General features: G+C 64.7%; 18 protein-coding genes. 4 read left to right on the top strand and 14 right to left on the bottom strand.

The window, feature by feature from the left end; translation table 11 throughout:
* Positions 1-34 precede the first annotated feature (34 nt).
* The 8 genes from AB7532_RS34120 to AB7532_RS34085 form a co-directional block, all read right to left on the bottom strand.
* On the bottom strand, positions 35-1,021 hold the full coding sequence (locus AB7532_RS34120) for an ABC transporter ATP-binding protein (protein ID WP_441239030.1): 987 nt from the start codon (positions 1,019-1,021) through the stop codon (positions 35-37).
* Positions 1,018-2,025: an ABC transporter ATP-binding protein gene (locus AB7532_RS34115; RefSeq protein WP_441239029.1), complete on the bottom strand. Its 1,008-nt coding sequence runs from the start codon at positions 2,023-2,025 to the stop codon at positions 1,018-1,020. Before AB7532_RS34115 ends, AB7532_RS34120 begins: the two co-directional genes overlap by 4 nt.
* On the bottom strand, positions 2,025-2,918 hold the full coding sequence (locus AB7532_RS34110) for an ABC transporter permease (RefSeq protein ID WP_441239028.1): 894 nt from the start codon (positions 2,916-2,918) through the stop codon (positions 2,025-2,027). Before AB7532_RS34110 ends, AB7532_RS34115 begins: the two co-directional genes overlap by 1 nt.
* 9 nt (positions 2,919-2,927) lie before the next feature.
* Positions 2,928-3,875, bottom strand: a complete 948-nt coding sequence (locus AB7532_RS34105; RefSeq protein ID WP_441239027.1) for an ABC transporter permease — start codon at positions 3,873-3,875, stop codon at positions 2,928-2,930.
* A 30-nt stretch (positions 3,876-3,905) separates the two neighbouring features.
* Entirely contained in the window at positions 3,906-5,504 is a 1,599-nt protein-coding gene (locus AB7532_RS34100; RefSeq protein ID WP_441239026.1) for an ABC transporter substrate-binding protein, read from the bottom strand.
* 258 nt (positions 5,505-5,762) lie between these two features.
* Positions 5,763-6,704: an IS110 family transposase gene (locus AB7532_RS34095; RefSeq protein ID WP_441233115.1), complete on the bottom strand. Its 942-nt coding sequence runs from the start codon at positions 6,702-6,704 to the stop codon at positions 5,763-5,765.
* A gap of 285 nt (positions 6,705-6,989) precedes the next feature.
* Complete coding sequence (locus AB7532_RS34090) at positions 6,990-8,540, bottom strand: AMP-binding protein (RefSeq protein ID WP_441239025.1); 1,551 nt, start codon at positions 8,538-8,540, stop codon at positions 6,990-6,992.
* A gap of 19 nt (positions 8,541-8,559) precedes the next feature.
* Positions 8,560-9,714 (bottom strand): iron-containing alcohol dehydrogenase, encoded by a 1,155-nt coding sequence (locus AB7532_RS34085; protein WP_441239024.1) that lies wholly within the window; start codon positions 9,712-9,714, stop codon positions 8,560-8,562.
* Between the two features lie 302 nt (positions 9,715-10,016).
* Here AB7532_RS34085 and AB7532_RS34080 point away from each other — a divergent pair, with 302 nt between their 5' ends.
* The 3 genes from AB7532_RS34080 (at position 10,017) to AB7532_RS34070 (ending at position 15,882) form a co-directional block, all read left to right on the top strand.
* Complete coding sequence (locus tag AB7532_RS34080; protein ID WP_441239023.1) at positions 10,017-11,234, top strand: efflux RND transporter periplasmic adaptor subunit; 1,218 nt, start codon at positions 10,017-10,019, stop codon at positions 11,232-11,234.
* Entirely contained in the window at positions 11,231-14,401 is a 3,171-nt protein-coding gene (locus AB7532_RS34075; RefSeq protein ID WP_441239022.1) for an efflux RND transporter permease subunit, read from the top strand. The genes AB7532_RS34080 and AB7532_RS34075 overlap by 4 nt, the downstream gene beginning before the upstream one ends.
* A 287-nt stretch (positions 14,402-14,688) precedes the next feature.
* On the top strand, positions 14,689-15,882 hold the full coding sequence (locus AB7532_RS34070; protein WP_441239021.1) for an ABC transporter substrate-binding protein: 1,194 nt from the start codon (positions 14,689-14,691) through the stop codon (positions 15,880-15,882).
* Positions 15,883-16,074: 192 nt separating this feature from the next.
* Here AB7532_RS34070 and AB7532_RS34065 read toward each other — a convergent pair whose 3' ends face one another.
* The 4 genes from AB7532_RS34065 to AB7532_RS34050 form a co-directional block, all read right to left on the bottom strand.
* On the bottom strand, positions 16,075-16,461 hold the full coding sequence (locus tag AB7532_RS34065) for an MAPEG family protein (protein WP_441239020.1): 387 nt from the start codon (positions 16,459-16,461) through the stop codon (positions 16,075-16,077).
* A gap of 90 nt (positions 16,462-16,551) precedes the next feature.
* On the bottom strand, positions 16,552-17,634 hold the full coding sequence (locus tag AB7532_RS34060) for a lipocalin-like domain-containing protein (protein ID WP_441239019.1): 1,083 nt from the start codon (positions 17,632-17,634) through the stop codon (positions 16,552-16,554).
* Positions 17,624-20,083 carry an FtsX-like permease family protein gene (locus AB7532_RS34055; RefSeq protein ID WP_441239018.1) on the bottom strand — a complete coding sequence of 820 codons (2,460 nt, stop codon included), beginning with the start codon at positions 20,081-20,083 and terminating at the stop codon, positions 17,624-17,626. The genes AB7532_RS34060 and AB7532_RS34055 overlap by 11 nt, the downstream gene beginning before the upstream one ends.
* Entirely contained in the window at positions 20,080-20,733 is a 654-nt protein-coding gene (locus AB7532_RS34050) for an ABC transporter ATP-binding protein (protein WP_441239017.1), read from the bottom strand. The genes AB7532_RS34055 and AB7532_RS34050 overlap by 4 nt, the downstream gene beginning before the upstream one ends.
* 147 nt (positions 20,734-20,880) lie before the next feature.
* On the opposite strand from AB7532_RS34050, the gene AB7532_RS34045 reads away from it, so the two are divergent.
* On the top strand, positions 20,881-22,230 hold the full coding sequence (locus AB7532_RS34045; protein ID WP_441239016.1) for an MFS transporter: 1,350 nt from the start codon (positions 20,881-20,883) through the stop codon (positions 22,228-22,230).
* A gap of 203 nt (positions 22,231-22,433) precedes the next feature.
* On the opposite strand, the gene AB7532_RS34040 is transcribed toward AB7532_RS34045, so the two are convergent.
* Both AB7532_RS34040 and AB7532_RS34035 read right to left on the bottom strand, forming a co-directional pair.
* Positions 22,434-24,152, bottom strand: a complete 1,719-nt coding sequence (locus AB7532_RS34040; protein WP_441239015.1) for an N-acyl-D-amino-acid deacylase family protein — start codon at positions 24,150-24,152, stop codon at positions 22,434-22,436.
* A gap of 208 nt (positions 24,153-24,360) precedes the next feature.
* Positions 24,361-25,569: an MFS transporter gene (locus AB7532_RS34035; RefSeq protein WP_441239014.1), complete on the bottom strand. Its 1,209-nt coding sequence runs from the start codon at positions 25,567-25,569 to the stop codon at positions 24,361-24,363.
* Positions 25,570-25,618: the final 49 nt, after the last annotated feature.

Raw genomic sequence — 25,618 nt, 5'->3', positions numbered from 1 at the left:
ACTCTCGCTCTGATTGCCGTAGTCGTGAGCGGATCTACTGTCCCCGCCCCGTGCCGTCATTGAGCAGACACGCCACCTGATGGCCGTCGCCCGCATCGATCAGCGCCGGCCGGTCGACCTTGCATCCCTCCATCGCGAACCGGCAGCGGGTGTGAAACGCGCAGCCGGGCGGCGGATTGACCGGGCTCGGTACGTCGCCGTCTACCAGCGGCGTCAGCCGCTTCGCGAGCGGATTGGCGATCGGCACGGAGGCGAGCAGGGCCTGCGTGTAAGGATGCCTGGGATTGCGGAACAGCTCGTCCTTGCCGGCGATCTCGACGATCCGCCCGAGATACATCACGGCCACGCGGTGGCTGATATGGGCGACCACGGCGAGGTCGTGCGCGATGAAGAGATAGGAGAAGCCGTGCTGCTTCTGTAGGTCGATCAGGAGATTGATCACCTGCGCCTGGATCGAGACGTCGAGCGCGGAGACCGGCTCGTCGCAGACGATCAGGCGGGGCCCCAGCGCCAGTGCCCGCGCGATGCAGATGCGCTGCCGCTGGCCGCCCGAAAATTGATGCGGGAAATTGCGCATCTGGTCGGGCCGCAATCCAACCTGCTCGAACAGTTTTGCGACGCGCGCCTCCAGTTCTTTGCCGGTGGCAAGGCCATGCACGGCCAGCGGCTCGCCGACGATGTCGCCCGCGGTCATGCGCGGATTGAGCGAGGCGAACGGATCCTGGAACACGATCTGCATCGAGCGCCGGTACGGGCGCAGCGCGGTCTTGGACAGATACGTGATGTCCTCGCCGTCGAGGCGGATCTGGCCCGAGGTCGGCTCGACCAGCCGCAACACGCTGCGCGCCACGGTCGACTTGCCGCAGCCGGATTCGCCGACGAGACCAAGCGTCTCGCCGGCATGAACCGAGAACGAGACGCCGTCGACCGAGTGCACGGTGCCGACCTGCCGGCGCAGCACGCCGGCCCGCACCGGGTAATACTTCCTGAGATCGGAGACTTCGAGCAGAGCCTTGGTCATGCCACCTCCGCCACTTCCGCTGCGCGCCAGCAGGCCGCGAGATGGCCGCCGCCCCAATCCGCGAGCGGCGGATATTCTGCTTCGCAGCGCTTCACTGCGAGCGTGCATCGCGGCGCGAATGCGCAGCCCTTCGGTAACCTGACCAGTGACGGCACGGTGCCGGGAATTTCGTTCAGTCGCTCTTGCGCCGCGGCGCCGGATGCCGGTACCGCCGGGATCGAGGCCATCAGCCCGCGCGTATAGGGATGTTTTGGTGCAGCAAACAGCGCCTCGACGCTGGCCTCCTCGACCTTCCGCCCCGCATACATCACGATGACGCGCTGCGCGGTCTGTGCGACGACGCCGAGATCATGCGTGATCAGGACGAGGCCCGTGCCAAGCTCCTTCTGAAGGTCGAGGATCAGCGCCAGGATCTGCGCCTGGATGGTGACGTCGAGCGCGGTGGTCGGCTCGTCCGCGATCAGCAGCGCCGGCCGGCACGCCAGCGCCATCGCGATCATGGCGCGCTGGCGCATGCCGCCGGAGAGCTGATGCGGATACTCCCTCGCACGCCGTACCGGCTCGGGAATCCGCACCAGCCGCAGCATCTCGACCGCGACGTCCTGGGCCTCTCTATTCGATAGACGCCGATGCAGCCGCACCGCCTCGGCGATCTGGTCGCCGATCCGCATCACCGGGTTGAGCGAGGTCATCGGCTCCTGAAAGATCATGGAGATGCGATTTCCCCTGACCGCGCGCATCTGCGCTTCATCAAGCGCCAACAGATCGGTGCCTTCGAGTGAGATCGAGCCTCCGACGATGCGGCCCGGAGGATCGGGCACCAGCCGCATCAGCGACAGCGCGGTGACGCTCTTGCCGCAACCGGATTCGCCAACGATCGCCAGCGTCTCGCCCCGCTTCACAGTGAAGGAGACGTCGTCAACCGCCTTGAACAGGCCGGAGTTGGTGAAGAACACCGTCTTCAGGTTCTTCACCTCGAGCACGAGATCGGATTTTTCCGTCATCAGCCGCGCTGCCGGGGATCGAGGATGTCGCGCAGGGCGTCGCCGAACAAATTGGCGCCGAACACGGCGAGGCTGATCGCGATGCCCGGGAAGATCACCAGCCACGGCGCCGTGCGGACATATTCGGCGGCGGATTCCGACAGCATGCGGCCCCAGGACGGATAAGGCTCGGGAATGCCGAGGCCGAGGAAGGAGAGGGAAGCCTCAGTGAGAATCGTCGAGCCGAGCTGGGCGGTCGCGAGCACGATCAGCGGCGCCATCGTGTTCGGCAGCACATGGCGGACTGCGATGCGCACCTCGCTCATGCCGATCGACTTGGCCGCCTCGATGAACGGCAACTCGCGCAGCGCCAGCGTGTTGGCGCGGATCACCCGCGACACTGTCGGGATCAGCGGGATGGCGATGGCGATGATGACGTTCGGCAGTGATGGTCCGAGCGCGGCCGTCATGATCAGGGCGAGCACCAGGAGCGGCAGCGCCTGCAGGACGTCGGAGACGCGCTGGAATACGAGATCGACCCAGCCGGAGAGGTATCCCGACGTCAGTCCGACGATCACGCCGATCGTGCCGCCGAGCGCGGTCGAGCCGATGCCGACGGCGAGCGAGATACGCGCGCCGTGGATGATACGGCTGAACACGTCGCGGCCGAAGGAATCCGTGCCCATCCAGTGCGCCGCGCTCGGGCGCGCCAACGCACGGGCCGCGTCGATCGTCAGGGGATCGTAGCGCGCGATGAAGTCGGCAAAGATCGCGGTTAACACGAACAGCGTCATGATGACGAGCCCGGCCGCGCCCAGCACGTGCCGCTGCATCAGAAACAGCACGCGCCGCCAACCGCCGGTCGCATGCGCCCCGGCGCGCCGCAATTCGAGATCATAGTCAATCGTGGCCAAGCTGATCTCCTAATCCGTATACCGGATGCGCGGATCGAACACCGCATACAGCATGTCGACGATGAAGTTCGCGCTCACCACCACCACCGCAATCAGCATCACGAGGTTCTGCACGATCGGATAGTCGCGCCAGCGGATCGCCTCGACCAGGAAGCGTGCGACGCCGGGAATGTTGAACACGGTCTCGGTGACGATGAGGCCGCCGATCAGGAACGCCGCCTCGATGCCGATCACGGTGATGACCGGCAGGATCGCGTTCTTCAGTGCGTGATGGTAGTTCACCGCGGCATCCGACGCGCCCTTGGCGCGGGCGGTGCGGATATAGTCCTGGCGCAGCACCTCCAGCATCGAGGAGCGCGTGATGCGCATGGTCAGCGCGGCGCTGCGGAAGCCGACGGCGGCGGCGGGCACGGCATAGGTTGCGAACGCTTCGAGCCAGGTCGCCGGATTGGGATTGAAGATCGGCATCTGGTTGAACATCGCTACCGACGCGGTGAGGATGAGCAGCCCCAGCCAGAACGAGGGCAGCGACAAGCCGCTGAGGCTGACGACACGGAGCGCGTAGTCGAGCCGTGTGCCCTGCTTCACCGCGCTGATGACGCCCAAGGGAATGCCGATCGAGGCAGAGAACAACAGCGCCAGGCCGGCGAGCCGCGCGGTGATCGGAATCCGTGGCAGGATCTCCTGGAGCGCCGGCTTCTCCGAGACATAGGAGTAACCAAAGTCGCCGCGCAGGAAACCGCTGATCCAGTGCCAGTACTGCACGATCAGCGGCTGGTCGATGCCGAGCTCCTTCTCCAGATTGGCCTTGTCGGCGGGGTCGACATAGCCGGCCGCCGCAAACAGGATATCGACGATGTTGCCGGGCACGATGCGCAGCAGGAAGAAGATGACGACCGAGATCCCGAACAGGGTCACGAGCATCAGGAACAGGCGCCGTACCAGATAGGCAAACATCTCGCGCCCTCCCGTCGATCCGTCAGCGCGCTACTTGTTCATCCAGACATCCTCGTAGCGGTAGCCGTTATAGGAGCTGTTCGACATCACGGTCACGCCCTTGACGTAAGGCTGCCAGCAGGACCCGGTGCGTGCGTGGAAGATGATCGGGCGGGCGACGTCCTCCTGCAATTTCTTGTCGATGTCCCACACCAACTTCTTGCGCTTGGCGACGTCGGTCTCCTGCGACTGCACGTCGAACAGCTTTTCGATCTCCTTGTTGCAGTAATTGGTGTAGTTGCGCTCGGAGCCGCAGGAATAGTTCTCGTAGAACGACTGGTCGGGATCGTCGACCGCGTTGCCGGTCAAATTGAGCCCGAGCATGTAATCCTTGCGCGCGACCTTCGGGAACCAGTTCGCGGTCTCGACCACGTCGAGCTCGCCGTCGATATAGATGCTCTTGAGCTGGTCGATCAGGATCACCGCGGGATCGCGGTAGACCGGGATGTTGCGGGTCGAGACCTTGACGGCGAGATGCTTGTCCGGGCCGTAGCCGGCCTTCTGCATCAGCTTCTTGGCTTCCTCGCGGTTGGCCTTCACGTCGGGGCCGTAGCCTGGAATGCTCTCGAGCATCTCCTTCGGCATTGCCCAGAGACCAGCCGGAGCCGGTTCCATGGTGCCGCCGATGTCGCCCTGCCCCTCGAACATGATGCTGATGAAGGCCTTGCGGTCGAGCGACATCGCCATGGCGCGGCGAATGTCGATATTGTCGAACGGCGGTGCCGACGAATTGACGATGATGTTGGTCGCGACATTGTTGGGCTCGACCACGCAGACCGCGTTGGGCGCCTGCGACTTGACGTCCTTGAGGAGCGGAATGCTCACTTCGGTGGGGAAGGCCATGTCGAACTTGCCGGCGACGAAGGCGAGGATGGCGGTCGAGCGGTTCGGGATGATGGTGAACTCGATGCCGTCGAGATAGGGCCGGCCCTTGCGCCAATAGTCGGTGTTCCGCGTCAGCTTGATGGATTCATTGGCCTTGAACTCGACGAACTTGAACGGGCCGGTCCCGACCGGGTGCGTGCGCATGTCGCCGGGCGAAACGTGACAGGGATAGACCGGCGTGTAGCCGGAGGCGAGCAGGGCCAGCAGCGAAGGCTGCGGCCGCTTCAGGTTGAAGGAGACTTCGAGGTCGCCGTTGGTGGAGACGTCGTTGACCTGTTCGTACCAGGTCTTGCGTGGGTTCTGCCGGAACTTCTGCTGCGCCTTGCCCATCAGCATGTCGAAGGTGCATTTCACGTCGGCGGACGTGAACGGTTTGCCGTCGTGCCATTTCACGCCCTGGCGCAGCTTGAAGGTCAGTGTCTTGTTGTCGTTCACCCAGGCCCAGCTTTCGGCGAGCTCGGGCACGATGTTCTCCATTTTGTTCTGGGCCTCGTCCTGCTTGTAGATGACGAGGTTGTTGAACACGGGCATGAAGGGAACATTGAGCGAGTAGGTCGCGCCTTCATGGATCGAGGCGTTGCCGGGGCTGTCGCGGTGATACATCCGCAGGATCCCGCCCTGCTTGGGCTCGCTGGCGAGCGTGGCGGTCGAGGCCGTCAGCACAGATAGCGCCGCCATCGCGGCGAGCGCCCACACGCTCCGCATGCTCATCCTCCCTGGACAACGGCCTTTCCGGCCTGTTTGTCGGACGATAGCGACGCTGGCGCAGTGAGGCAACCCGCAAGGCTGCTCATCCTCTCGACACTTCGGATGACGGAAGGCCGCAGGCCTCATTCTCTCATAATGTGAGAGTGCGGGTGCGAAGAGCAGGTCCTGTGCAGCTGTAGCGCGCTATCGTCTCAACAAGCTCCGTTGTCGTCCCGGACGAGCGGAGCGCCGATCCGGCAACTGTTATGTCGGGTGTTATGTCGGGCAGGCCTTCAAGTAGGGTTTCCTGTCGCGCATCATTGCGTTGAGGACGGTCAGGAGCTTCCTGGCGACGGCAATGAGGGCGAGCTTGGCCGGTTTGCCGGCCTGCCGAAGCCGTGCGTAGAAGGCCTTGAAGGGATCGGCCCGGCGGACCGCGTTGAGCGCAGCCATGTAGAGGGCGTCGCGAACGCGCTTTCGGCCGCCGGCGATCTTGCGTTTGCCGCGGAAGGCTCCGCTGTCGACGTTGAAGGGGGCGAGGCCTGCGAGCGCCGCGATCTGCTTAGCTCCAACACTTCCCAGTTCCGGCATCTTCGCGATGAGCTGCATGCAAGCCACGGGACCCACACCAGGTAGTGAGCGCATCAACCGCGCATCCTCCGCGATCTCTGGCTCGACCTTGATCAGTCCCTTGATATCGGTCTCGATCTCGGCGATCTCGCTGTCGAGAACCTCGATAAGGCGGCTGATGCGTTCGGCCATGGCACGGTCGTCAGCCTCGCTACGCCTGTTCTTCTCCTGCGCGCGCATGAGAACCAGCTGATCCCGCCGTTTTGCAAGCCGCGCCAAAGCGTTGCGAGCGGGATTGGCGGCCTGCTCGGTTGCCGGCTGCAAGGCCCGGGCAAAGGCTGCCAGCATCCGCGCATCGATCGGATCGGTCTTGGCGAGCTGACCGCTGGCGCGTGCGAAGTCGCGGGCTCGGGCCGGATTGATCCGGGCGAAGCGGATGCCGGCCTGACTCAGTGCCTCGCGAAGCTCGAGGTCATAGACACCCGTCGCCTCGAAGACGACTAGCACATCGCATCGCCAACGCGCCGCGATCTGCATGATGGCCTGCGTCGCGTTGGCGATGCGCTCCGGTACGCCCAGGGCCTCATCGAAGATGTCGAGATATTGTTTGGAGACGTCGATTCCGACGCAACGAAGGGTTATGATCATGGTGCCTGTCCCTGTGATGCGAGGTCTGTTGGCGCAGCCTCGTGCAACTGTTCAGGTTGGTAATGGAACGGGCGGGAGACCGAGCCGGCTCACGGCGTCAAGCGCCTAGGACCCAACGGCTTCCCGCCCAACCCCATCCTGACAGACTTCCAAGACACAGGGACCCATAGCCACAGGGAGTAGTTTCGCGAAGACTTGGAGTTGCGGTCTTGCGCGACGACTCCTCCCTGGGATTATGGGTCCCGGGTTCGCGACTTCGTCGCGCCCCGGGACGACAGCGGGGGCTCACACGATCCGCGACGTCTTGTTTCCCCAATACCGGTCCCGCAGCAGCCGCTTGTAAAGCTTCCCGGTCGGCAACCTCGGCAGTTCCTTCTCGAAATCGACCGAGCGCGGCACCTTCTGCCGCGACAGCGAGGCGCCGCAGAAGGCGATCAGTTCCTCGGCAAGGGCCTCTCCCGGCATCACGCCCGGCATCGGCTGCACCACCGCCTTCACCTCTTCGCCGAGATCCGGATTGGGCACGCCGAACACTGCGGCATCCGCGACCTTCGGATGGGTGATCAGCAGATTCTCGCATTCCTGCGGATAGATGTTCACGCCGCCGGAGATGATCATGAAGGTCGCGCGGTCGGTCAGGTACAGGAAGCGATCCTCGTCGACATAGCCGACGTCGCCGACCGTGCTCATGCTGCCGTCGGCCGAGCGTGCCTCCTTCGTCTTCTCCGGATCGTTGAAATATTCGAACGGCGATCCCGTCTTGAACCATACCTGGCCCGGCGTGCCGGTCGGGCACGGCTGCAGGTTCTCGTCGAGAATATGGAGGTCGCCGAGCAGCACCTTGCCGACAGTGCCGCGGTGGCTAAGCCATTCCGCGCTGTTGCAGGCGGTGAAGCCGAGGCCCTCGGTCGCGCCGTAATATTCGTGGATGATAGGGCCCCACCATTTGATGATGTCGTCCTTCACCAGCGCCGGGCAGGGCGCGGCGGCGTGGATCGCGATCTCCAGCGACGACAAATCGTAGCGGCTGCGCACCTCTTCCGGCAGCTTCAGCATGCGCGAGAACATCGTCGGCACCAGCTGGGTGTGGGTGATGCCCCATTGCCCGACAAGCTGGAGATAACGCTCGGGATCGAACGTCTCCATGATGATCACGGTGCCGCCCATGCGGATCGTGAGGTTCACGGCCGCTTGCGGCGCCGAGTGATAGAGCGGCGCCGGCGACAGATAGACCATGCCCTCGCGATAGTGCCAAAGCTTGGTCAGGAAATCGAACAGCGGCAGATTGTGTTTCGGCGGCTCCTCCGGCAGGGGCCGCAGAATTCCTTTCGGCCGGCCCGTCGTGCCCGATGAATACAGCATGGCGGTGCCGAGCCACTCATCCGCGATGGGTGTCGCCGGCAGGCCGGCTGTCACCTCGGCAAGGCCGACGATGCGGTCGCTCTCGCCTGGTCCGTCGGCAACGATGCAAAGCTTGATGTCGGGGCAGGCGTTGATCGCCTCGCGCGCGATGTCGAGTTTTGCAACGGATGTGATCAGGATTTTCGACTGGCTATTGACGAGAAGATAGGCGAGCTCGCCCGGCGTCAGGAACGAGTTGATGCAGGTGTAATAGAGCCCGGAGCGCTCGCCCGCGCCGCAGGCTTCAAGGTAGCGCGAATTGTTCTCCATGAAGATCGAATAGTGATCGAGTCGTCTCAATCCGTGCTGGCGGAACAGATGTGCCAGCCGGTTGCTGCGCGCATCGAGCTCGCGATAGGTGACGGCCTCGCCGGTCCCCGCCATGATGAAGGCGGGTTGGAGCGGGCGCAGGCGGGCATGCTGACCTGGGTACATCAATCCTCCGGCTGTAAAACTATGCGGCGAGAAGCAGGATTTCGCGAACCTGCGCCGGGCCGTCGATCTTGCGCGGATTGCGCGGGATCCAGTTCGTGCGCATCGCCTGTTCGGCGATGGCATCGAAATTCTCCGGCGACACGCGCACGTCCGAGAGGCTGCGCGGCATGCCGAGCGAGCGGATGAAGGCATCCAGCACGTCGGCGGCATCGTGGCCGGGATAACCCATCGCGGCCGCGACGATCATCTGCTGCTCGGCATTGGCGCTCGCATTCCATCGCATCACCGCGGGCAGCATGATGCAGGAGGTGTAGCCGTGCGGCACGTCGAAGGCCGCTCCCAGCACATAGCCGATGCCGTGGCTCGCCCCCATGGGGACGCCGGCCGCGAGCGCACCCATCGACAGCCAGGTGCCGATCTGCGCGTCCATCCGCGCATCGAGGTCGGCGGGGTGCGCCTTCACCCGCGGCAGCGCGTCGGCGAGCATGGCGAGGCCCTTGACCGATTGCGCGTCGGCATAAGGATGCGTCTCGCGCGAGCAGATCGCCTCGACGCAATGGTCGACGGCGCGGATGCCGGTGGACAGAAACAGCCATTCCGGCGTGTGCACGGTGATGCCGGGGTCGAGGATGGTCGCACGCGGCACGGCCAGCGGATGCCGTAGCATCTGCTTCACATGGGTGCTGCGGTCGGTGACGCCCGCGATCGAACTGAATTCGCCGCCGGCGATCGTGGTGGGAACGCTGATCTGGCGCACCGTCGGCGCGGTCATCTCGGGTGCGACGCCCTTGTGCACGCGGATACGCTCGATGCCCTCGATATCGTCGATGCCATTGGCAAGGCAGAGCTGCACGGCTTTGGCGCCGTCGGTGATCGAGCCGCCGCCTACGGTGACGATCAGGTCGGCGCCCACCTCGCGGGCCGCATTGGCGGCCGCGATCACCGCCTCGCGCGGCGTGTGTGCCGGCATGGCGTCGAACAGGCCCGCGCAGCGTGCGCCGAGCGCCTGCTTGATCTTCTCGATTTCGTCGGTCTGACGGTTCAGGGTGCCTGAGACCATCAGGAAGGCGCGGCGCGTTCCCAGCCGGTCCATCTGCGCGACGATGGCTTCAGCGGCCGGATGGCCGAACACGACCTCCTCGATCGCGCCGTAAACGACACGTCCCTGGTGCACGCCTGTCCTCCCCAGACAATTCGTCTTGTTTTTGTGGGGGAAGTCTAGCCGAGCCCGCCGCGTCCGTCATGTGCGAAGGCGCTGGGCCCTTCTTCCCCCTCGCCCCGCAAGCGGGGAGAGGCGAAGGAAGGTCGCCGCGCGCACTCACCTCTCTCCCTGTCAACCCGCCATCCGGCCAGGGCGTGCTTCGAAGCATTGCACTTGCTTTGGTCTTGAAGAGTTCATCATTGCCACCCATCTTGTGCCGCCCGCGTGCAGGCGAGTAACCTGTGTTTTCCGCGGTTTTTATGCGAGGACCTGGGATGGCTGGACCGGACGGACGCGAGTCATTTGTCAAAACGCACGATTTCGTTCAGTCCAAGGCCCAAGCAATGCCTTACGCAGTTGCCGGCCTTCTTGTGGTGGCATTCGCTCTCGCCGGTTGCGACAAGCCGGCTTCGCAAGCGTCTGCCCCACCACCCGCACCGGTGACCGTCGCCCAGCCGGTCAAGCGCACCGTCACCGATTGGGACGAGTTCACGGGCCGCTTCGAGGCGGTCGAGGAGGTGCAGGTGCGTCCCCGTGTCGGCGGCTTCGTCAACTCCGTCGAATTCCAGGACGGCGCGATCGTGCGTCAGGGCGAACTGCTCTATGTCATCGACCCGCGCCCGTTCGAGGCGGTCGCCGAGCAGGCCGACGGCCAATTGGCCGACGCGCGCGCGAAAGTGGAGCTGGCCAAGCGCGAGCTCGACCGCGGCCTGAGCCTGGTCCAGAGCAGCGCGGTGTCCGAGCAGGCCGTCGACCAGCGCCGCCAGGCCTTGCAGGCCGCGCACGCCGCGGAGACGCAGGCCGCGGGTGCGCTGAAGGCCGCCCGGCTCAATATCGAGTTCACGCATGTGACCGCGCCGCTCACCGGCCGCGTCAGCCGCCATCTCGTCAGCCCCGGCAATCTCGTGCAGGGCAGCGACACCGGCACCTCGACATTGCTCACCTCGATCGTCGCGCTCGACCCGATCTACGTCTATTTCGACATGGATGAGGCGACCTTCATCAAATACAGCAAGCTGTGGTTCGAAGGTCGGCGCCCGAGCTCGCGCGACACCGCGAACCCGGTGCAAGTGACGCTTGCCGGCGAGGCCAAGCCCTCGCATGAGGGCACCATCAACTTCCTCGACAACCGGCTCGATGTTTCCACTGGCACGCTGCGCAGCCGCGCCGTGGTCAAGAACACCGATCTCTCGATCCTGCCGGGCCAGTTCGGCCGCGTCCGCCTGATCGGCAGTGCGCCGTATGAGGCGCTGCTGATTCCCGACGTCGCGGTTGCGACCGACCAGTCCCGCAAGATCGTATTCGTCGTGAAGCCCGATGACACCGTCGAGGCGCGTCCCGTGGTGCTCGGTCCGCTCGATGACGGCCTGCGCGTGATCCGCGAAGGGCTGAAGGCTGACGACCGCGTCATCGTCAACGGCATCCAGCGCGCCCGCGTCGGCGCCAAGGTCGCCCCGCAGACTGCTCCAGCGCCGGCCGGTGGCAAATCATGAATCTCGGCCGTCTCTCCATCAACCAGCCCATCCTCGCGATGGTGCTGTCGATCGTGCTGCTGATCGTCGGCGCGCTTGCCTACACCACGCTGCCGGTGTCCGAATATCCGCAAGTGGTGCCGCCGACTGTGGTGGTCACCACGCAATATCCCGGCGCCTCCGCGCAAACCTTGTCCGACACGGTCGCAGCTCCCATAGAGCAGGAGATCAATGGCGTAGAGGACATGCTGTATCTCTACAGCCAGGCGACCTCGAACGGCCAGCTCACCATCACCGTCACCTTCAAGCTCGGTACCGATCTCGACAAGGCCCAGGTGCTGGTGCAGAACCGCGTCGCGATCGCGCAGCCACGCTTGCCTGAAGAGGTCCAGCGCAACGGCGTCACCACGCGCAAGAACTCGCCCGACATCCTGATGGTCGTGTTCATGCTGTCGCCCGACGATACGTTCGACCAGCTCTACATCTCCAATTACGCGCTGCTCCAGGTCCGCGACCAACTGCTGCGCATCGACGGCGTCGGCGACATCCAGATCTTCGGCGCGCGCGATTATTCGATGCGGCTGTGGCTCGATCCTGATCGCATCGCCAATCTCGGTCTGACCTCAACCGAGGTGCTGGCGGCGATCCGGGCGCAGAACGTGCAGATCGCGGGCGGCCAGATCGCGGAGCCGCCGATCTCGGACCGTGCCTTCCAGCCGAACCTCACCTTCACGGGCCGTCTGAAGGACCAGAAGCAGTTCGAGGATATCCTGATCAAGGCCAGCTCCGACGGCCGTACCGTGCGCCTGCGCGACGTCGCCCGCATCGAGCTCGGTGCTCTCGCCTACTCCACCAACAGTTTCCTGCTGCGAAAATCGGCGGTCGCCATGCTGGTGACCCAGCGGCCGGGATCGAACGCGCTCGCGACGGCAAAGAACATCTCGGACACGATGACGAAGCTCAAGGAGAGCTTCCCGAAAGGTCTCGACTACAACATCGGTTACAACCCGACCGAGTTCATCGCGCAGTCCGTCCACGAACTCATCAAGACCATCTACGAGGCCATGCTGCTCGTGGTGATCGTGGTGCTGGTGTTCTTGCAGGGCTGGCGTCCCGCGATCATTCCGATCATCGCGATCCCGGTCTCGCTGGTCGGCACTTTCGCGGTGATGGCGGCACTCGGTTTCTCCATCAACAATCTCACCTTGTTCGGCCTCGTGCTCGCCGTCGGCATCGTGGTCGACGACGCGATCGTCGTGGTCGAGAATGTGGAGCGCCATCTCGAGCATGGCCTCAGTCGACGCGATGCCGCGCTCAAGACCATGGAGGAGGTCGGCGGTGCGCTGGTCTCGATTGCGCTGGTGCTCTGCGCCGTGTTCGTGCCGACCGCGTTCATTGGCGGCATTTCAGGGCAGTTCTTCCAGCAATTCGCCGTTACCATCGCGGTCGCGACTGCGATCTCCTGCTTCTGCTCGTTGACGCTGTCGCCGGCGCTGGCCTCGATGATCCTCACCCCACATGAGGAGAAAAGGCCGCCGGCCGCCTGGAATCTCGTCGCGCGGGGTTGGAATGCCTTCACCGGCGTCTTCAACCGCGTGTTCGATCGTCTCGCGCATGGCTATGCCGGCCTCGCCAATTTCGTGATCCGGCACTCGGTGGTGATGATCCTGATCTATGTCGCGCTGATCGGCAGCGCCGGCTGGCTGATTGCGACCACGCCACAGGGCTTCATTCCGGCGCAGGATCGCGGCTACGTCATCATCTCCGTGCAATTGCCGGGTGCGGCCTCGCTGGCGCGCACCACAGAGGTCGTACGCGAGATCGAACGCATCTCGCTGGATACGCCGGGCATCATCCGCGTCGCCGCGTTCGCCGGCTTCTCCGGCGCCACGCGCACGCAGGCCGGCAATGCGGCCGCGCTGTTTCCGGTGTTCGACGAGCCGGAGGCGCGGATGAAGAAGGGGTTGTCCGCGAACGCCATCACGGCGGAGCTGCGCAAGCGGCTCTCCGCGATCCAGGGTGCATTCATCATCGTGATTCCGCCGCCGGCCGTGCCCGGCATCGGCACCGGCGGCGGCTTCACCATCCGCATCCAGGACCGCCAGGGCCGCGGGCCCGAGCTGCTCGCTGCGGCCACTGACGAACTTGTCGGCGCGGCGCGCAAATCGCCGTTGCTGCTCGCTCCGACGGTGTTCTCGCCGTTCTCGGCCAACACGCCGCAGCTCTTTGTCGACATCGACCGCACCAAGGCGCAGAAGCTCGGCGTGCCCATCGCCAACATCAACGACACGATCCAGACCTATTTCGGATCGACCTATGTCAACGACTTCAATCTGTTCGGCCGCACCTACCACGTCACGGCGCAGGCGGATTTCCCGTTCCGCAAGGAACCGAGCGATCTCTCGCGCCTGCGCACGCGCAACGCCAACGGCGACATGGTGATGCTCGGCAGCGTGGTCGAGTTCAAGGATGTTTCCGGCCCCGACCGCGTCGCGCGCTATAACCTCTATGCAGCATCCGAGCTCCAGGGTGAGCCGGCGCCGGGCGTGAGTTCGACCACCGCGCTCAACACCGTCAAGAAGCTCGCCGACGATACCTTGCCGAGCGGCTTCACTTTCGAATGGACCGATCTGTCCTATCAGCAGATCACGGGCGGCAATGCGGGCCTCTACGTGTTTCCGATCTGCGTGCTGTTCGTCTATCTCGTGCTCGCCGCGCAATATGGCAGCTGGACGTTGCCATTCGCAGTGATTCTGATCGTGCCGATGTGCCTGCTCGCTGCCACCCTCGGCGTGCGCATCATGGGGCAGGACGTCAACATCCTGACCCAGATCGGCTTCGTCGTGCTGGTGGGACTGGCGGCGAAGAACGCGATCCTGATCGTCGAGTTCGCGCGCGACATCGAGAAGGAGGGCAAGCCACGGCTCGAAGCCGTGATCGATGCCTGCCGATTGCGGCTCCGGCCGATTCTGATGACGTCCTTCGCCTTTATCCTTGGCGTGCTGCCGTTGGTGATTTCGTCCGGCTCCGGCTCCGAGATGCGGCAGGCCGTCGGTGTCGCCGTGTTCTTCGGCATGATCGGCGTCACCCTGTTCGGCCTGCTGTTCACGCCGATCTTCTATGTGGTGGTGCGGAACCTGGCCGAGGGGCGGAACGAGGGGAAAAAGCCGGAGGTGGTGGCTTCTTAAGTGTTGGTGATGGCCACAGGCCTATCCACACCTCCGCTGTCGTCCCCGCGCAGGCGGGGACCCATAACCCCAGGCAGAAGTTTGGGGCGAAGTGTCACTCCGAGTCTTCGTCAAACCTCTCCCTGTGGTTATGGGTCCCGGGTTCGCGCTGCGCGCGCCCCGGGACGACACCAATTTTGTGACGCGCCCTCCATACTAACGGCCTACGCCGAAATGGATGGGCAGGCCCGGGGTTCTTGACTAGTATCCGCGCGATTTCAAAACAGAAAACTGCTGGGAGCCAACGTATGAAATCAGCACTTTTGGCCGCTGTCGCCACCTCTGCCCTTTTGCTGGCGGCGCCGGCCTCCGCTCAGGGCGTCAAGATCGGCATCCTCAACGACCAGTCCGGCGTCTATGCCGATTACGGCGGAAAATACTCGGTCGAAGCCGCCAAGATGGCGATCGAGGATTTCGGCGGCGAGGTGCTGGGTCAGAAGATCGAGATGGTCACCGCCGACCACCAGAACAAGCCGGATCTCGCCGCCTCGATCGCACGGCGCTGGTATGACGTCGAGAATGTCGACATGATCACCGAGCTGACGACCTCCTCGGTCGCGCTCGCGATCCACGAGCTCTCCAAGGAAAAGAAAAAGATCGACATCGTCGTCGGCGCCGCGACCTCGCGCCTCACGGGCGATGCCTGCCAGCCCTACGGCTTTCACTGGGCCTATGACACCCGCGCGCTCGGCGTCGGCACCGGCGGCTCGCTGACCAAAGCCGGCGGCGACAGCTGGTTCTTCCTCACCGCGGATTATGCCTTCGGCTACGCACTGGAAAAAGACACCAGCGAGATCGTTACGGCCAATGGTGGCAAGGTGGTCGGCTCGGTGCGCGTGCCGCTCAACTCGTCGGACTTCTCCTCCTTCCTGCTGCAGGCGCAGAGCTCGAAGGCGAAGATCGTCGGCCTGGCCAATGCCGGCCTCGACACCACCAATTCGATCAAGCAGGCGGCCGAGTTCGGCATCGTCTCCGGTGGCCAGAAGCTCGCGGGCCTCTTGATGACCCTTGCGGAAGTGAACGGCCTCGGCTTGCAGGCTGCGCAAGGCCTGGTGCTGACCGAAGGCTATTACTGGGATCTCAACGACCGCACCCGCAATTTCGGCGAACGCTTCTTCAAGCGTACCAGCCGGATGCCGAACATGATCCAGGCCGGCACCTATTCGGCGACGCTGAGCTATCTCAAGGCGGTCAAGGCTGCCGGCAGCAAGGATCCGGACGCGGTTGCCAAGAAGCTGAAGGAGCTCCCGGTCGACGACGACTTCGCGCAGGGCGGCAAGGTGCTGGAGAACGGCCGCATGGTCCACGACATGTATCTGTTCGAGGTCAAGAAGCCGTCTGAATCGAAGAAGCCCTGGGACTATTACAAGCTGATCGCCACCGTCCCCGGCGACAAGGCGTTCTTCGCGGCCAAGGACAGCGGCTGCCCGCTGACGAAGTAGCGGGAGGGAGCACAGCGCTCGCACCACACCCTCGGTGTCGTCCCCGCGCACGCGGGGACCCATAACCACAGGGAGATGTGTGGGGCGAGATGCCCACTCCGAGTCGTCGTCAAACCACTCCCTGTGGGTATGGGGTCCCGGATCAGCGCTTCGCTTGTCCGGGACGACGACTGAGATTGAGGCGGGCCCACCTCACACCAGCCGCAACACCACCGCGCCCAGTGCCCCCGCCCACAGCGCAAGCGCTGCGAGCGCCTGGATCAGAAAACCCGGGCCGCGCTTCGCCGCCGCCTGCGAATAGCCGATGAAATAAACGATGCGGCCGATGATCCAGACCGCGCCGATCGCGGCTGCGATGGCGTCGCCGATATAGACCGCGAACAGCCACAGCGCCGGCAGGACAATCGGCATCCATTCCAGCGTGTTCGCCTGGATCCGGAAGGCACGTTCGAAATCGGGATGTCCTGACGCCGCCGGCACCTTGACGCCGGTCCTCGACCGCGCCCGCGAGACGTTGATCGTGACGAAGAGATAAAATGCAATCGCCAACAGCGTGACGAGGGCGGTGAGATGATACATCGCGGGTTTCCCTAAAGCGTTTTCGAGCGAAGTGGATACTGGTTCGCGTCAAGAAAACGCGTCCAAACCAGAACTCGGACAGATCGGGGTTCAATAGCCCGTCAGCTCGAGATAGCCAACGCCGTCATGTGTGCCGGCAAAGCTGATCGGCCCCTCCCAATAGGAGAAGCCAGTCCCCATCCAGGCTTTTGGGTTGAGCGGCTTGCAGGAGATCGATAGCGAGCGCGACGGAATCGCGATCTGCCACTCCACCGGCAGCTTGCGTCCGGCAACTTCCGTCGTCGCCTTCGGTGTCATCTGGATATCGTTGCCCGCAATCATCTGCGTATCGCCCGCGGCGCTGATCCAGTTGCCGAACGGGTAGTCCTTTCCATCCTTCTGGCGCAATCGGTACAGCATCAGCTTGTCGCCGGATGCGAGATGCAGCGACAGCCAGTCCCAGCCGGTCTGGTCGGCGTCGAGCGGCTGGCTGCTCCATTCGCGGTCCATCCAGGCCTGGCCGGACACATCGACAGGCTTGTCGTCGATGACGAGCGTGCCCCGCGCGCGGTAGAATGGTTGGCTGTAATAATACGACGCTTGCCCGCGCTCCGACTTGCGGCTGTAGCCGCGATCGCCCTGAAGCACGACCGGACGATCGGCCTCCAGCGTCAGCGCGTAGCTGAAGTCGGTGCCGGAGGCCTTGAGCGCCAGCGGGGCGAGAGTGCGATCGTCGGTGCGCTCGGATCCTTTCATCTCCCAATCGTCGATCCAGGCCGCAAACGGCTCGGCCGTGACGTTGGCCTGCCCCACGCCCCCGCGCGAAAACACCTCGTTGAAGCGGTGGGTATCGGCGCGCGTCACTGCGGCATGCGCCATCCAGATCTGCTGATTGGCCCAGCCTTCGCCCTGCGGTCCCGGCTGCGCCGCCTGCCGGAACAGTGTCCATTGCAGGCCGCATGCCGCGCCGCTGCTATCCGTGAGGTTCGCCGTGAGATACCACCATTCGATACGAAACTCCGGATGCGGCCCGTGATCGGCCGGAAAGGCAAAGGTCTTTCCCGGCGTCACCTTCGCAAAGCCGTCTGCGGTCTCGCCGAGGCCGGCATAGCCTTGCGCGCTTGCGCGGCGTGCGAGCGCGAGCGCGGCGATGCCGCCGGCAAAAGCGCGCCGCGATATCCTCTCAGCGCTCATTGGCAAACACCTTGACGAGGCTCGCCGGCTGCATCCGCGCCAGCCGGATCATCGGCAGCAATGCGGCCAACAGCGAAGCGATCAGCGCGACCGTGACCAGCTCGACCAATTGCAGCGGAAACATTTGGAACGGCAGCCGCCAGCCGAACGCCTTCACATTCACGATCGCGATCAGGCACCACGCCACCAGCAGCCCGAGCGGCACGGCCAGCAGCGACGTGAACAGCGCGACCGACAGCGTCTTGGTCAATTCGATCGCGGCGAGGCGCGGCCGCGTGATTCCGATCGCCCACAGCGGCGCCAGTTGCGGCAGGCGCGAGTTCGCCAGCGTCAGCAGGCTCGTCAGCAGCGCGATGCCGGCGACACCGAGCGTGAACGCATTGAGCGCTGACGTCACCGCAAAGGTGCGGTTGAAAATGCGGATCGATTCCGCCTTCACCGTCGCCTGATCGGCCACACTGCGGTCGTCGAGCGAAAACTGCTTCTGTAAAGCCGCGATCAGCCCGGGGATGTTCTCCTTCGCAACAATGAGACCGATCCGTGTCTGCGGCGTCTGCGGAAAGTGCCGGATCAGTGCCGCGACGTTCACGGTCAGTTGTCCCTTCGGGTTGCCATAGTCCGCATAGATGCCGGCGATGTCGAGCTCCCAGCTCCCGCCTGATGTCGGCACCTCGATGACGTCGCCGACGCGGACGTTCAGCCGGCGGCTCAACTGCTCGCTGATGAAGGCGGCATTGCCGGGCACGAGCTGACTCCAGCCGCGCGGCGCGGTCTCCAGCAGCGGCCACCGCTCGCGATAGAGCGCGTGATCGGGCAGGCCGAGCAACTCCACCGGCTGGCCCTGAACCTGCGACTCGGCACGCCCGCCCGAGAGGATCGCCTGAACGTCGCTGCGCTCCTTCAGCCAGTTGCGGATCGCCGTGCCTTGCGCATTGTCGGAAGCGCTGATGTAGACGTCGGCCGCGAGCCGTCCGTTGAGCCAGCCGATGAAGGTGCGGCTGAACGTTTCCACCATGGTGGATACCCCGACATTGACGGCGAGCGCGAGCAGCAGCGCCATCAGCGCGAGCGACAGTCCCGAGAGCTGTTGCCGGCTGTCCGCCCAGAACCACAGCGCGAGCGGCTTTCGCGCGAAACGCTGTCCTGCCAGCAGGATGATCTCCAGGAAGGCCGGCAGGATCAGCGCCGCGCCGAGCATCAGTGCCGCCAGCACACCAAAGCCTGCGATCAGCGATTGTCCGTAGTGAAGCAACAGCAGCGCGACTGCGAACACGGCGCAGGCCGCCAGGCTTTGCAGGATCAGCCAGCGGCGCTGCCGCTGCTGCCAGGCATACGGCTGCGCGGTCGCCAGCACCGGCATCCTGATCGCCTTGATCAGGCTGGTTGCGGCGGCCACCAATGCACCGGCAATGCTGATGCCGATTCCGGCCAGCCACCATTCGGATCGCAGCGTCAGCTGCCCCGGAATCTGCGCACCATAAAGCCCGCGCAGCGAGGCCGCGACATCGGGCAATAGCGCCGCTGCGATGAAATAGCCGCAGACGAGCCCGATCAGGCCTGCGACCAGTGCCAGCGCCACCAGCTCGATCACCAGCACTGTATTCACCAACCGTGCAGAGGCACCGCAGGCCCGTAATGTCCGCAGCATCGGCAGCCGCTGCTCGAAGGCGAGGCCGACGGCGGAGTTGACGATGAACAGGCCGACGAAGAACGACAGCAGCCCGAACGCCGTGAGGTTGAGATGGAAGCTGTCGGTGAGGCGCTCCAGCTCCGTCTCCGCATTCGGCTCGACCCGCTGCAACTGTTCGCCGACGACACTCGCCAACGGCGCCGGCTTGCCCTTGGGCTTGCCGATCAGCAGCCGAGACACCTGCTCCGGCTTGTTCAGCAGAAGCTGCGCCACGCCGATATCGACAACCAGCACTTCGGGCACCAGCTGAGACAGCACGCGCAGCGGCGGCAGCTTTGCGCCGCTGCTGATCGGCGGCGCTGCGCCCTCCTGTTCGTGCAAGTCAGCCAACGTCTCGCGCGCGACCAGCGTCTGGCCGGGAGCGGCGACAAAGCTGCTGAGATCCGAGGCGCCGAGGCGAGGAGCATTGCCGACATCGGCCGGCATCGTCACCGGCTCGATGCCGAGCAGCCGCACCGAGCGGCCGTTGATCTGGACGCGGCCCTCCAGCACCGGCGAGACCGGCCAGCCCGCGCGCCGGAGCTTGACGAACAGCTCCTGCGAAAACGTCGCCGTAGGCGCGACCAGCATCGCCGTGCGCACGCCGCCGAAGGTCGCCGCCGCGCGGTCATAGGCGTTGCGGGCCTGCTGGTTGATGGCCTGCACGCCGCTCCACAGCGCCGTTGCCGCGATCAGTCCGATCAGGAGCGTGGCGAACTGCATCTTGTGCCGCCGCCAATGGCTCAGGAGCACGGCGAGGACCCACAGCGCGCGCCTCATGCGATCCGTCCTGCATGCAAGGTAACGTGGCGGTCGAGCGTGCCGGCCAGATGCAGGCTGTGCGTTACCATCAGGAAGCCGCAGCCGGTGCGCGTGACGAGATCGCGCGTCAGCGCCAGCACGTCGTCGGCAGTGTCTTCGTCCAGATTGCCGGTCGGCTCGTCCGCGAGCAGCAGCGAGGGCTTTACTGCCAGCGCCCTCCCGACCGCGACCCGTTGCTGCTGGCCGCCTGATAATTGTTCTGGATAACGCTTCAGGAGATCGCCGAGTCCGAGCCGTTCGATCAGCTCCTTGGACCACGCCGCATCATGCCGGCCCGCGATCCGCGCCTGGAAGGCGAGATTGTCCGCGACCGACAGGCTCGGGATCAGGTTGTACTGCTGAAACACGAGGCCGATGCGGTCGCGCCGAAGCCCAGCGCGCCCCGCATCGGAGAGCGCTGTGACCTCGGTCTCCGCCAGCCGGATCGAGCCGCCATCGGCGGCATCGAGCCCGGCAATCAAGTGCAGCAGCGTGCTCTTGCCGCTGCCGGACTCGCCCGTCAGCGCGACGCGTTCGCCGGCCCTGAGATCGAGGTCGACACCGCGCAACACATGGACCGGCCCACCGGCCGAGGCGAAGGTCTTTGAGAGGTTTCGGATGGTCAGCAAGATCGGTGCGCCGGACGGAATTAATGGAAATGTTGCGTAGCACACTTGCCGTGGAAATGCCGGGTTGCGTTGGCTTCCAAGCCGTTGTTAGCTCGCAAGACGGCCAAATCAAAAAAAGTGCCGACAAGAAGACATACGGGGAGAACGATGAGCGCTCAGGGAACGCCCAGTGCGGCGGGCAGGACGGCAGGGGTATCCGGGGATTCGGCAAAGCCAACGCCGAAGGGCGCCTGGACCGTCACTTTTCTCCTCTTTCTCTTCATGGTCGTGAACTTCGCGGACAAGATCGTCGTCGGTCTCGCCGGCGTGCCGATCATGACCGACCTGAAGCTCGACGCCGAGCAATTCGGCCTGCTCGGCTCCTCGTTCTTCTTCCTGTTCTCGATCTCCGCCATCGTGGTCGGCTTCATCGTCAACAAGGTGCCGACGCGCTGGGTGCTGCTGGTGCTGGCGGTGATCTGGGCGCTGGCGCAGTTCCCGATGGTCGGCACCGTCTCGTTCACCACGCTCTTGATTTGCCGCATCGTGCTCGGCGCGGGTGAAGGCCCGGCCTTCTCGGTCGCCGCGCACGCGATCTACAAATGGTTCCCCGACGAGAAGCGCACGCTGCCGACCGCGATCCTGTCGCAAGGCTCGGCTTTCGGCGTCATCCTCGCGGTGCCCGCGCTGAACTGGGTCATCGTCAATCACTCTTGGCACTACGCCTTCGGCGCGCTCGGTGTCGTCGGCCTGATGTGGGTCTGTGCGTGGCTGACGTTCGGCAAGGAAGGCCCGCTCGAGGATACGCAGACTCTCGCGGCCAATGAGCCGAAAATTCCCTATGTGCAGCTTCTGACCTCGCGCACCTTCCTCGGCTGCGTAATCGCGACCTTCGGCGCCTATTGGGCGCTGTCGCTCGGCCTCACCTGGTTCACGCCGTTCATCGTCAAGGGCCTCGGCTTCTCGCAGAGCCAGGCCGGCTTCGTCTCGATCCTGCCCTGGGTGTTCGGCGCGACAATCGTCATTCTCACCGGCTGGATCTCCCAGGTGATGATGGCGCGCGGCTACACCACGCGCATCTCGCGCGGCGTGCTCGGCTCGGTGCCGCTGATCCTCGGCGGCCTGATCCTGGCGACGATGCCGCATGCGACGGGCGCTGGTCTCCAGATCGCGCTGCTCGTGGTCGGCTCCGGTCTGTGCGGCGCGATCTATGTCGTCTGCCCGCCGATGCTCGGTGAGTTCACCCCGGCGTCGCAGCGCGGTGCGGTCCTCGCCATCTACGGTGCGCTCTACACGCTCTCCGGCATCATCGCGCCGAGCGTGATGGGTACCGTGATCCAGCGCGCCGGCAACATGCTTGAAGGCTACATGACCGGCTTCACCATCAACGCTGTGGTGATGGTCGGCTCCGGTGTCATCGGCCTGCTGCTGCTCTGGCCGAACACGGAAAAGGCCAGGCTGACCCGTGGCGCGGCGGCGCAGGCTGCGCCGCTGAAGGGCGCGGTGTCGCCGACATAAGCGCGAGCTATTGCTCCAAGCACACTGTCGTCCCGGACAAGCGAAGCGCAGATCCGGGACCCATAACCACAGGGAGTGGTTTGGGGTGAGTAGGTAACTCCGAGCCTTCGCAAAACGATTGCTGCGGCGTATGGGTCCGCGCCTTCGCGGGGACGACAGCGAGAGTGAGGCGCGGCCTTCGCGCCTCATGGCATCTCACAGCGCTAGTTCGCCAATCCCTGTGCACCCCGAACCAGCTTCCCCGGCCGGCGTCCCGTGGCCTCGCCCTGCCGCCGCGTCACCACGCCCGAGACGATCGTCGCCTCGTAGCCGTCGACATCCTGCAACAGCCGCCGCCCGCCGACCGGCGGATCGTAATGCACCTTCGGCGGATGCAGATGCAGGCGGTCGTAGTCGATCACATTGACGTCGGCCTTATAGCCGGGAGCAATCAGCCCGCGATCGGTGAGGCCGACCGACAGCGCAGTCTTGCGCGATTGTGCCGCGACCACGAACGGGATCGTCAGCTTCTCGCCGCGCGTGCGGTCGCGGGTCCAGTGCGTCAGCAGATAGGTCGGGAAGCTGGCGTCGCAGATGATGCCGCAATGCGCGCCGCCGTCGGAGAGGCCGGGCACCGATTGCGGATCGATCAGCATCTCGCGCGTCGCATCGAGATTGCCGTCGGCATAGTTGAGGAACGGCACGTAGAGCATGCCGCGGCCCTCGTCCGACAGCATCGCCTCGTAGGCGAGCTCTTCCGGCTGCCGGCCCCGCCTGCGCGCCTGCGGCCCCAGCGCGTTCTCCGGCGGCTGCTCGTAATCAGGGGGATCGCCGAGCAGAAACATCTTGTCGTAGTTCGGCCGGAAGAACAGCGGATCGTCGGTGGCGGTCGCCGTCTCGCTCAGGATTGCTTTGCGCACCTCGCTCTGATGCAGCGCCGCCAGCCGCTCCTTCAGCGGCAGATGCGCGATCGCCTTGTAGCTAGGATGGGTTTGGAACGGGTTGCGTGAAAGCTCTAACCCGAGCAAGAGCCCAACGGGGCGTGCCGCGATCTGTGCGGTGATGGAAAGGCCGCGCCTGGCCGCCGCATTGATCTCGTCCAGCGTCTGCCGCCAGCGGTTCGGCGCCTTGTCGTTCTGCGTGATCGAGAACGAGATCGGGCATTTGGTGGCCTCGGCGACCCGCAGCATCATCGGCAGATCTTCGTGGAGGGTCGACAGATCCAGCACGAATTGCAGCACGCTGCGGCCCTGGCTGTGCATCGCGCCGGCAATCGCGGTGAGCTCGTCCTCGCCCGCCTTCAGCGTCGGCGTGAAATCACCGGTGGAGGTACGATGGTTGAGCGTGCGCGAGGTCGAGAAGCCGAGCGCGCCCGAGCGCACCGCTTCGCCCGCAAGCTTGGCCATCGCCGCATTGTCTTCCTCCGTCGAAGGGTCGCGGCGCGCGCCGCGCTCGCCCATGACATAGACACGCAGCGCGGCATGCGGCAGCTGCGCGCCGACGTCGATGTCGAAATCGCGCTTGCTTAGCCAGTTCATGTAATCCGGAAAGCTCTCCCATGCCCAGGGAATGCCGGCGCTCAGGACAGGCTCGGGAATGTCCTCGACGCCTTCCATCAACTGGATCAGGCGGACGTGATCGGCCGGCTTGCAAGGTGCGAATCCGACGCCGCAATTGCCCATGATGGCGGTGGTGACGCCGTTCTGCGAGGACGGCGTGATGTCCTGGCTCCAGGTGACCTGCCCGTCGTAATGCGTGTGAACGTCGACGAAGCCCGGCGTGACCAGCTTGCCGCGTGCATCGATCTCTTCGTTGCCTTTCGCAGAGATCTTCCCGACTTCGCTGATCTTTCCGCTAGTGATGGCGACGTCGGCCTCGAACAGCTCGCCGCCGCTTCCATCCGCGACGGTGCCGCCGCGGATCACGAGATCAGGGGTGCTCATGGTGTCTCTTCCCGTTTTGATTTGTTCTTGTGCGAATTTCTCTCGGCCGTCGTCCCGGACGAGCGAAGCGAAGATCCGGGACCCATAGCCACAGGGAGCAGTTTTGCGAAGACTCGGAATGTCCAGCTTCGCGCGACGACTCCTCCCTGTGGCTATGGGTCCCCGCTTTCGCGGGGACGACAGTTGAATTTGTGGCGATACTGACGGCTCAATTTGCCTTCACCGGCTTCCGCTCCGTGAACGGTGACAGCACCACCGTCGCCAGCATGAAGATCACGGATGCCCCGAACACCCAGTGCGGCGCGCTCTGGTCCATGATCCAGCCGAACAGCAGCGGTGAGACGATGCCGCCGAGATTGAAGCCGGTCGAGACGATGCCAAAAGCGCGGCCGGCGGCGCCGGGAGGGGCGGCATTGCGCACCAGCATGTCCCGCGACGGCGCGATCACGCCGGAGAGGAAGCCCGCACTCGCCATCGTCACGGTCAAAGCCCAGCCCGGCAGCGTCACGAGCGCGATCAACAGCACGATCAGCGCATTCGCGCCGAAGCAAGCGGCGGCGACATAGCCGTGGCGTTCGGTGTGGTCGGCGAGGAAGCCGCCTGCGAGCACGCCCACGGCACTGGAGCCAAGGAATGCGGTCAGTGCGATATTGGCGGCGGAGTAGGATGTGCCATAGCCGCTCATCAAGGCGACCACGCCGAAATTGTTGATGCCGGCGACCGACAGGCTGAGCAGCATGAACAGCGCGGTCAGGGTGACAAGCGCCGGCGTGATCACGGCCTGCTTCGGTGCATTCGCCGCACCCGGCTTCGTCTTGTGCGCGCCGGCATCGGGAATGTTCATCACGACGAGCAGCAGCACCACCAGCACGGCGATGGTGCCCGATGCGATCAGTGCACCCGTGCCGCCGGACACCGTGACGAGCGCGGCGACGATGGCCGGCGCGACTGCGCCGCCGAGATAACCGGCAAAGGTATGGATCGAGAACGCGCGGCCCATCCGCGCTTCGTCCATATGCTCGGCGAGGATCGCGTAGTCCGCGGGATGGTAGACGCTGTTGGCGAGCCCGAGCAGCACAGCGCAGGCGATCAGCGAGGTGTAGCTGAGATGCAGGCCGAGCAGGATCAGCGCGAAGCCGCCGAGCGCCAGCCCGGCCAGCAGGATCCTGCGCGCGCCAAAATGATCGACGAGGTAGCCGGTCGGTGCCTGCGTCAGCCCGGAGACGACGGCAGATACGGTCAGTGCGAAGCCAAGCTCGACATAGCCGACACCGAGCTGGCTCTTCAGGAACGGAAACAGCATCGGCAGGACCAGCAGATGGAAATGGCTGACCCAATGCGCGATCGAGATCCCGGTCAGGGTGCGTAGCGCGCTGTCCGCCTTGCCTTGTTGCGGTGCGGCGAGAACGTCGACCATTGCAGTTCCGTTTCAACTCTGGAGGCGCGCAAACTATCGGGGACAGCGG

Source organism: Bradyrhizobium sp. 930_D9_N1_4, assembly GCF_052076015.1.
Lineage (GTDB): Bacteria > Pseudomonadota > Alphaproteobacteria > Rhizobiales > Xanthobacteraceae > Bradyrhizobium.
The sequence above is the reverse complement of the archived record's forward strand: the minus strand, read 5'-3'. Positions and strand labels throughout refer to the sequence as shown.

Bases quoted from the DNA above. Each gene is read 5' to 3' on its own strand.
- AB7532_RS34040 (WP_441239015.1), bottom strand. From the start codon at position 24,152: ATGAGCACCCCTGATCTCGTGATCCGCGGCGGCACCGTCGCGGATGGA.
- AB7532_RS34090 (WP_441239025.1), bottom strand. From the start codon at position 8,540: ATGTACCCAGGTCAGCATGCCCGCCTGCGCCCGCTCCAACCCGCCTTC.
- AB7532_RS34115 (WP_441239029.1), bottom strand. From the start codon at position 2,025: ATGACGGAAAAATCCGATCTCGTGCTCGAGGTGAAGAACCTGAAGACG.
- AB7532_RS34060 (WP_441239019.1), bottom strand. From the start codon at position 17,634: ATGAGCGCTGAGAGGATATCGCGGCGCGCTTTTGCCGGCGGCATCGCC.
- AB7532_RS34045 (WP_441239016.1), top strand. From the start codon at position 20,881: ATGAGCGCTCAGGGAACGCCCAGTGCGGCGGGCAGGACGGCAGGGGTA.
- AB7532_RS34080 (WP_441239023.1), top strand. From the start codon at position 10,017: ATGGCTGGACCGGACGGACGCGAGTCATTTGTCAAAACGCACGATTTC.
- AB7532_RS34120 (WP_441239030.1), bottom strand. From the start codon at position 1,021: ATGACCAAGGCTCTGCTCGAAGTCTCCGATCTCAGGAAGTATTACCCG.
- AB7532_RS34100 (WP_441239026.1), bottom strand. From the start codon at position 5,504: ATGCGGAGCGTGTGGGCGCTCGCCGCGATGGCGGCGCTATCTGTGCTG.
- AB7532_RS34075 (WP_441239022.1), top strand. From the start codon at position 11,231: ATGAATCTCGGCCGTCTCTCCATCAACCAGCCCATCCTCGCGATGGTG.
- AB7532_RS34095 (WP_441233115.1), bottom strand. From the start codon at position 6,704: ATGATCATAACCCTTCGTTGCGTCGGAATCGACGTCTCCAAACAATAT.
- AB7532_RS34065 (WP_441239020.1), bottom strand. From the start codon at position 16,461: ATGTATCATCTCACCGCCCTCGTCACGCTGTTGGCGATTGCATTTTAT.
- AB7532_RS34055 (WP_441239018.1), bottom strand. From the start codon at position 20,083: ATGAGGCGCGCGCTGTGGGTCCTCGCCGTGCTCCTGAGCCATTGGCGG.
- AB7532_RS34035 (WP_441239014.1), bottom strand. From the start codon at position 25,569: ATGGTCGACGTTCTCGCCGCACCGCAACAAGGCAAGGCGGACAGCGCG.
- AB7532_RS34070 (WP_441239021.1), top strand. From the start codon at position 14,689: ATGAAATCAGCACTTTTGGCCGCTGTCGCCACCTCTGCCCTTTTGCTG.
- AB7532_RS34105 (WP_441239027.1), bottom strand. From the start codon at position 3,875: ATGTTTGCCTATCTGGTACGGCGCCTGTTCCTGATGCTCGTGACCCTG.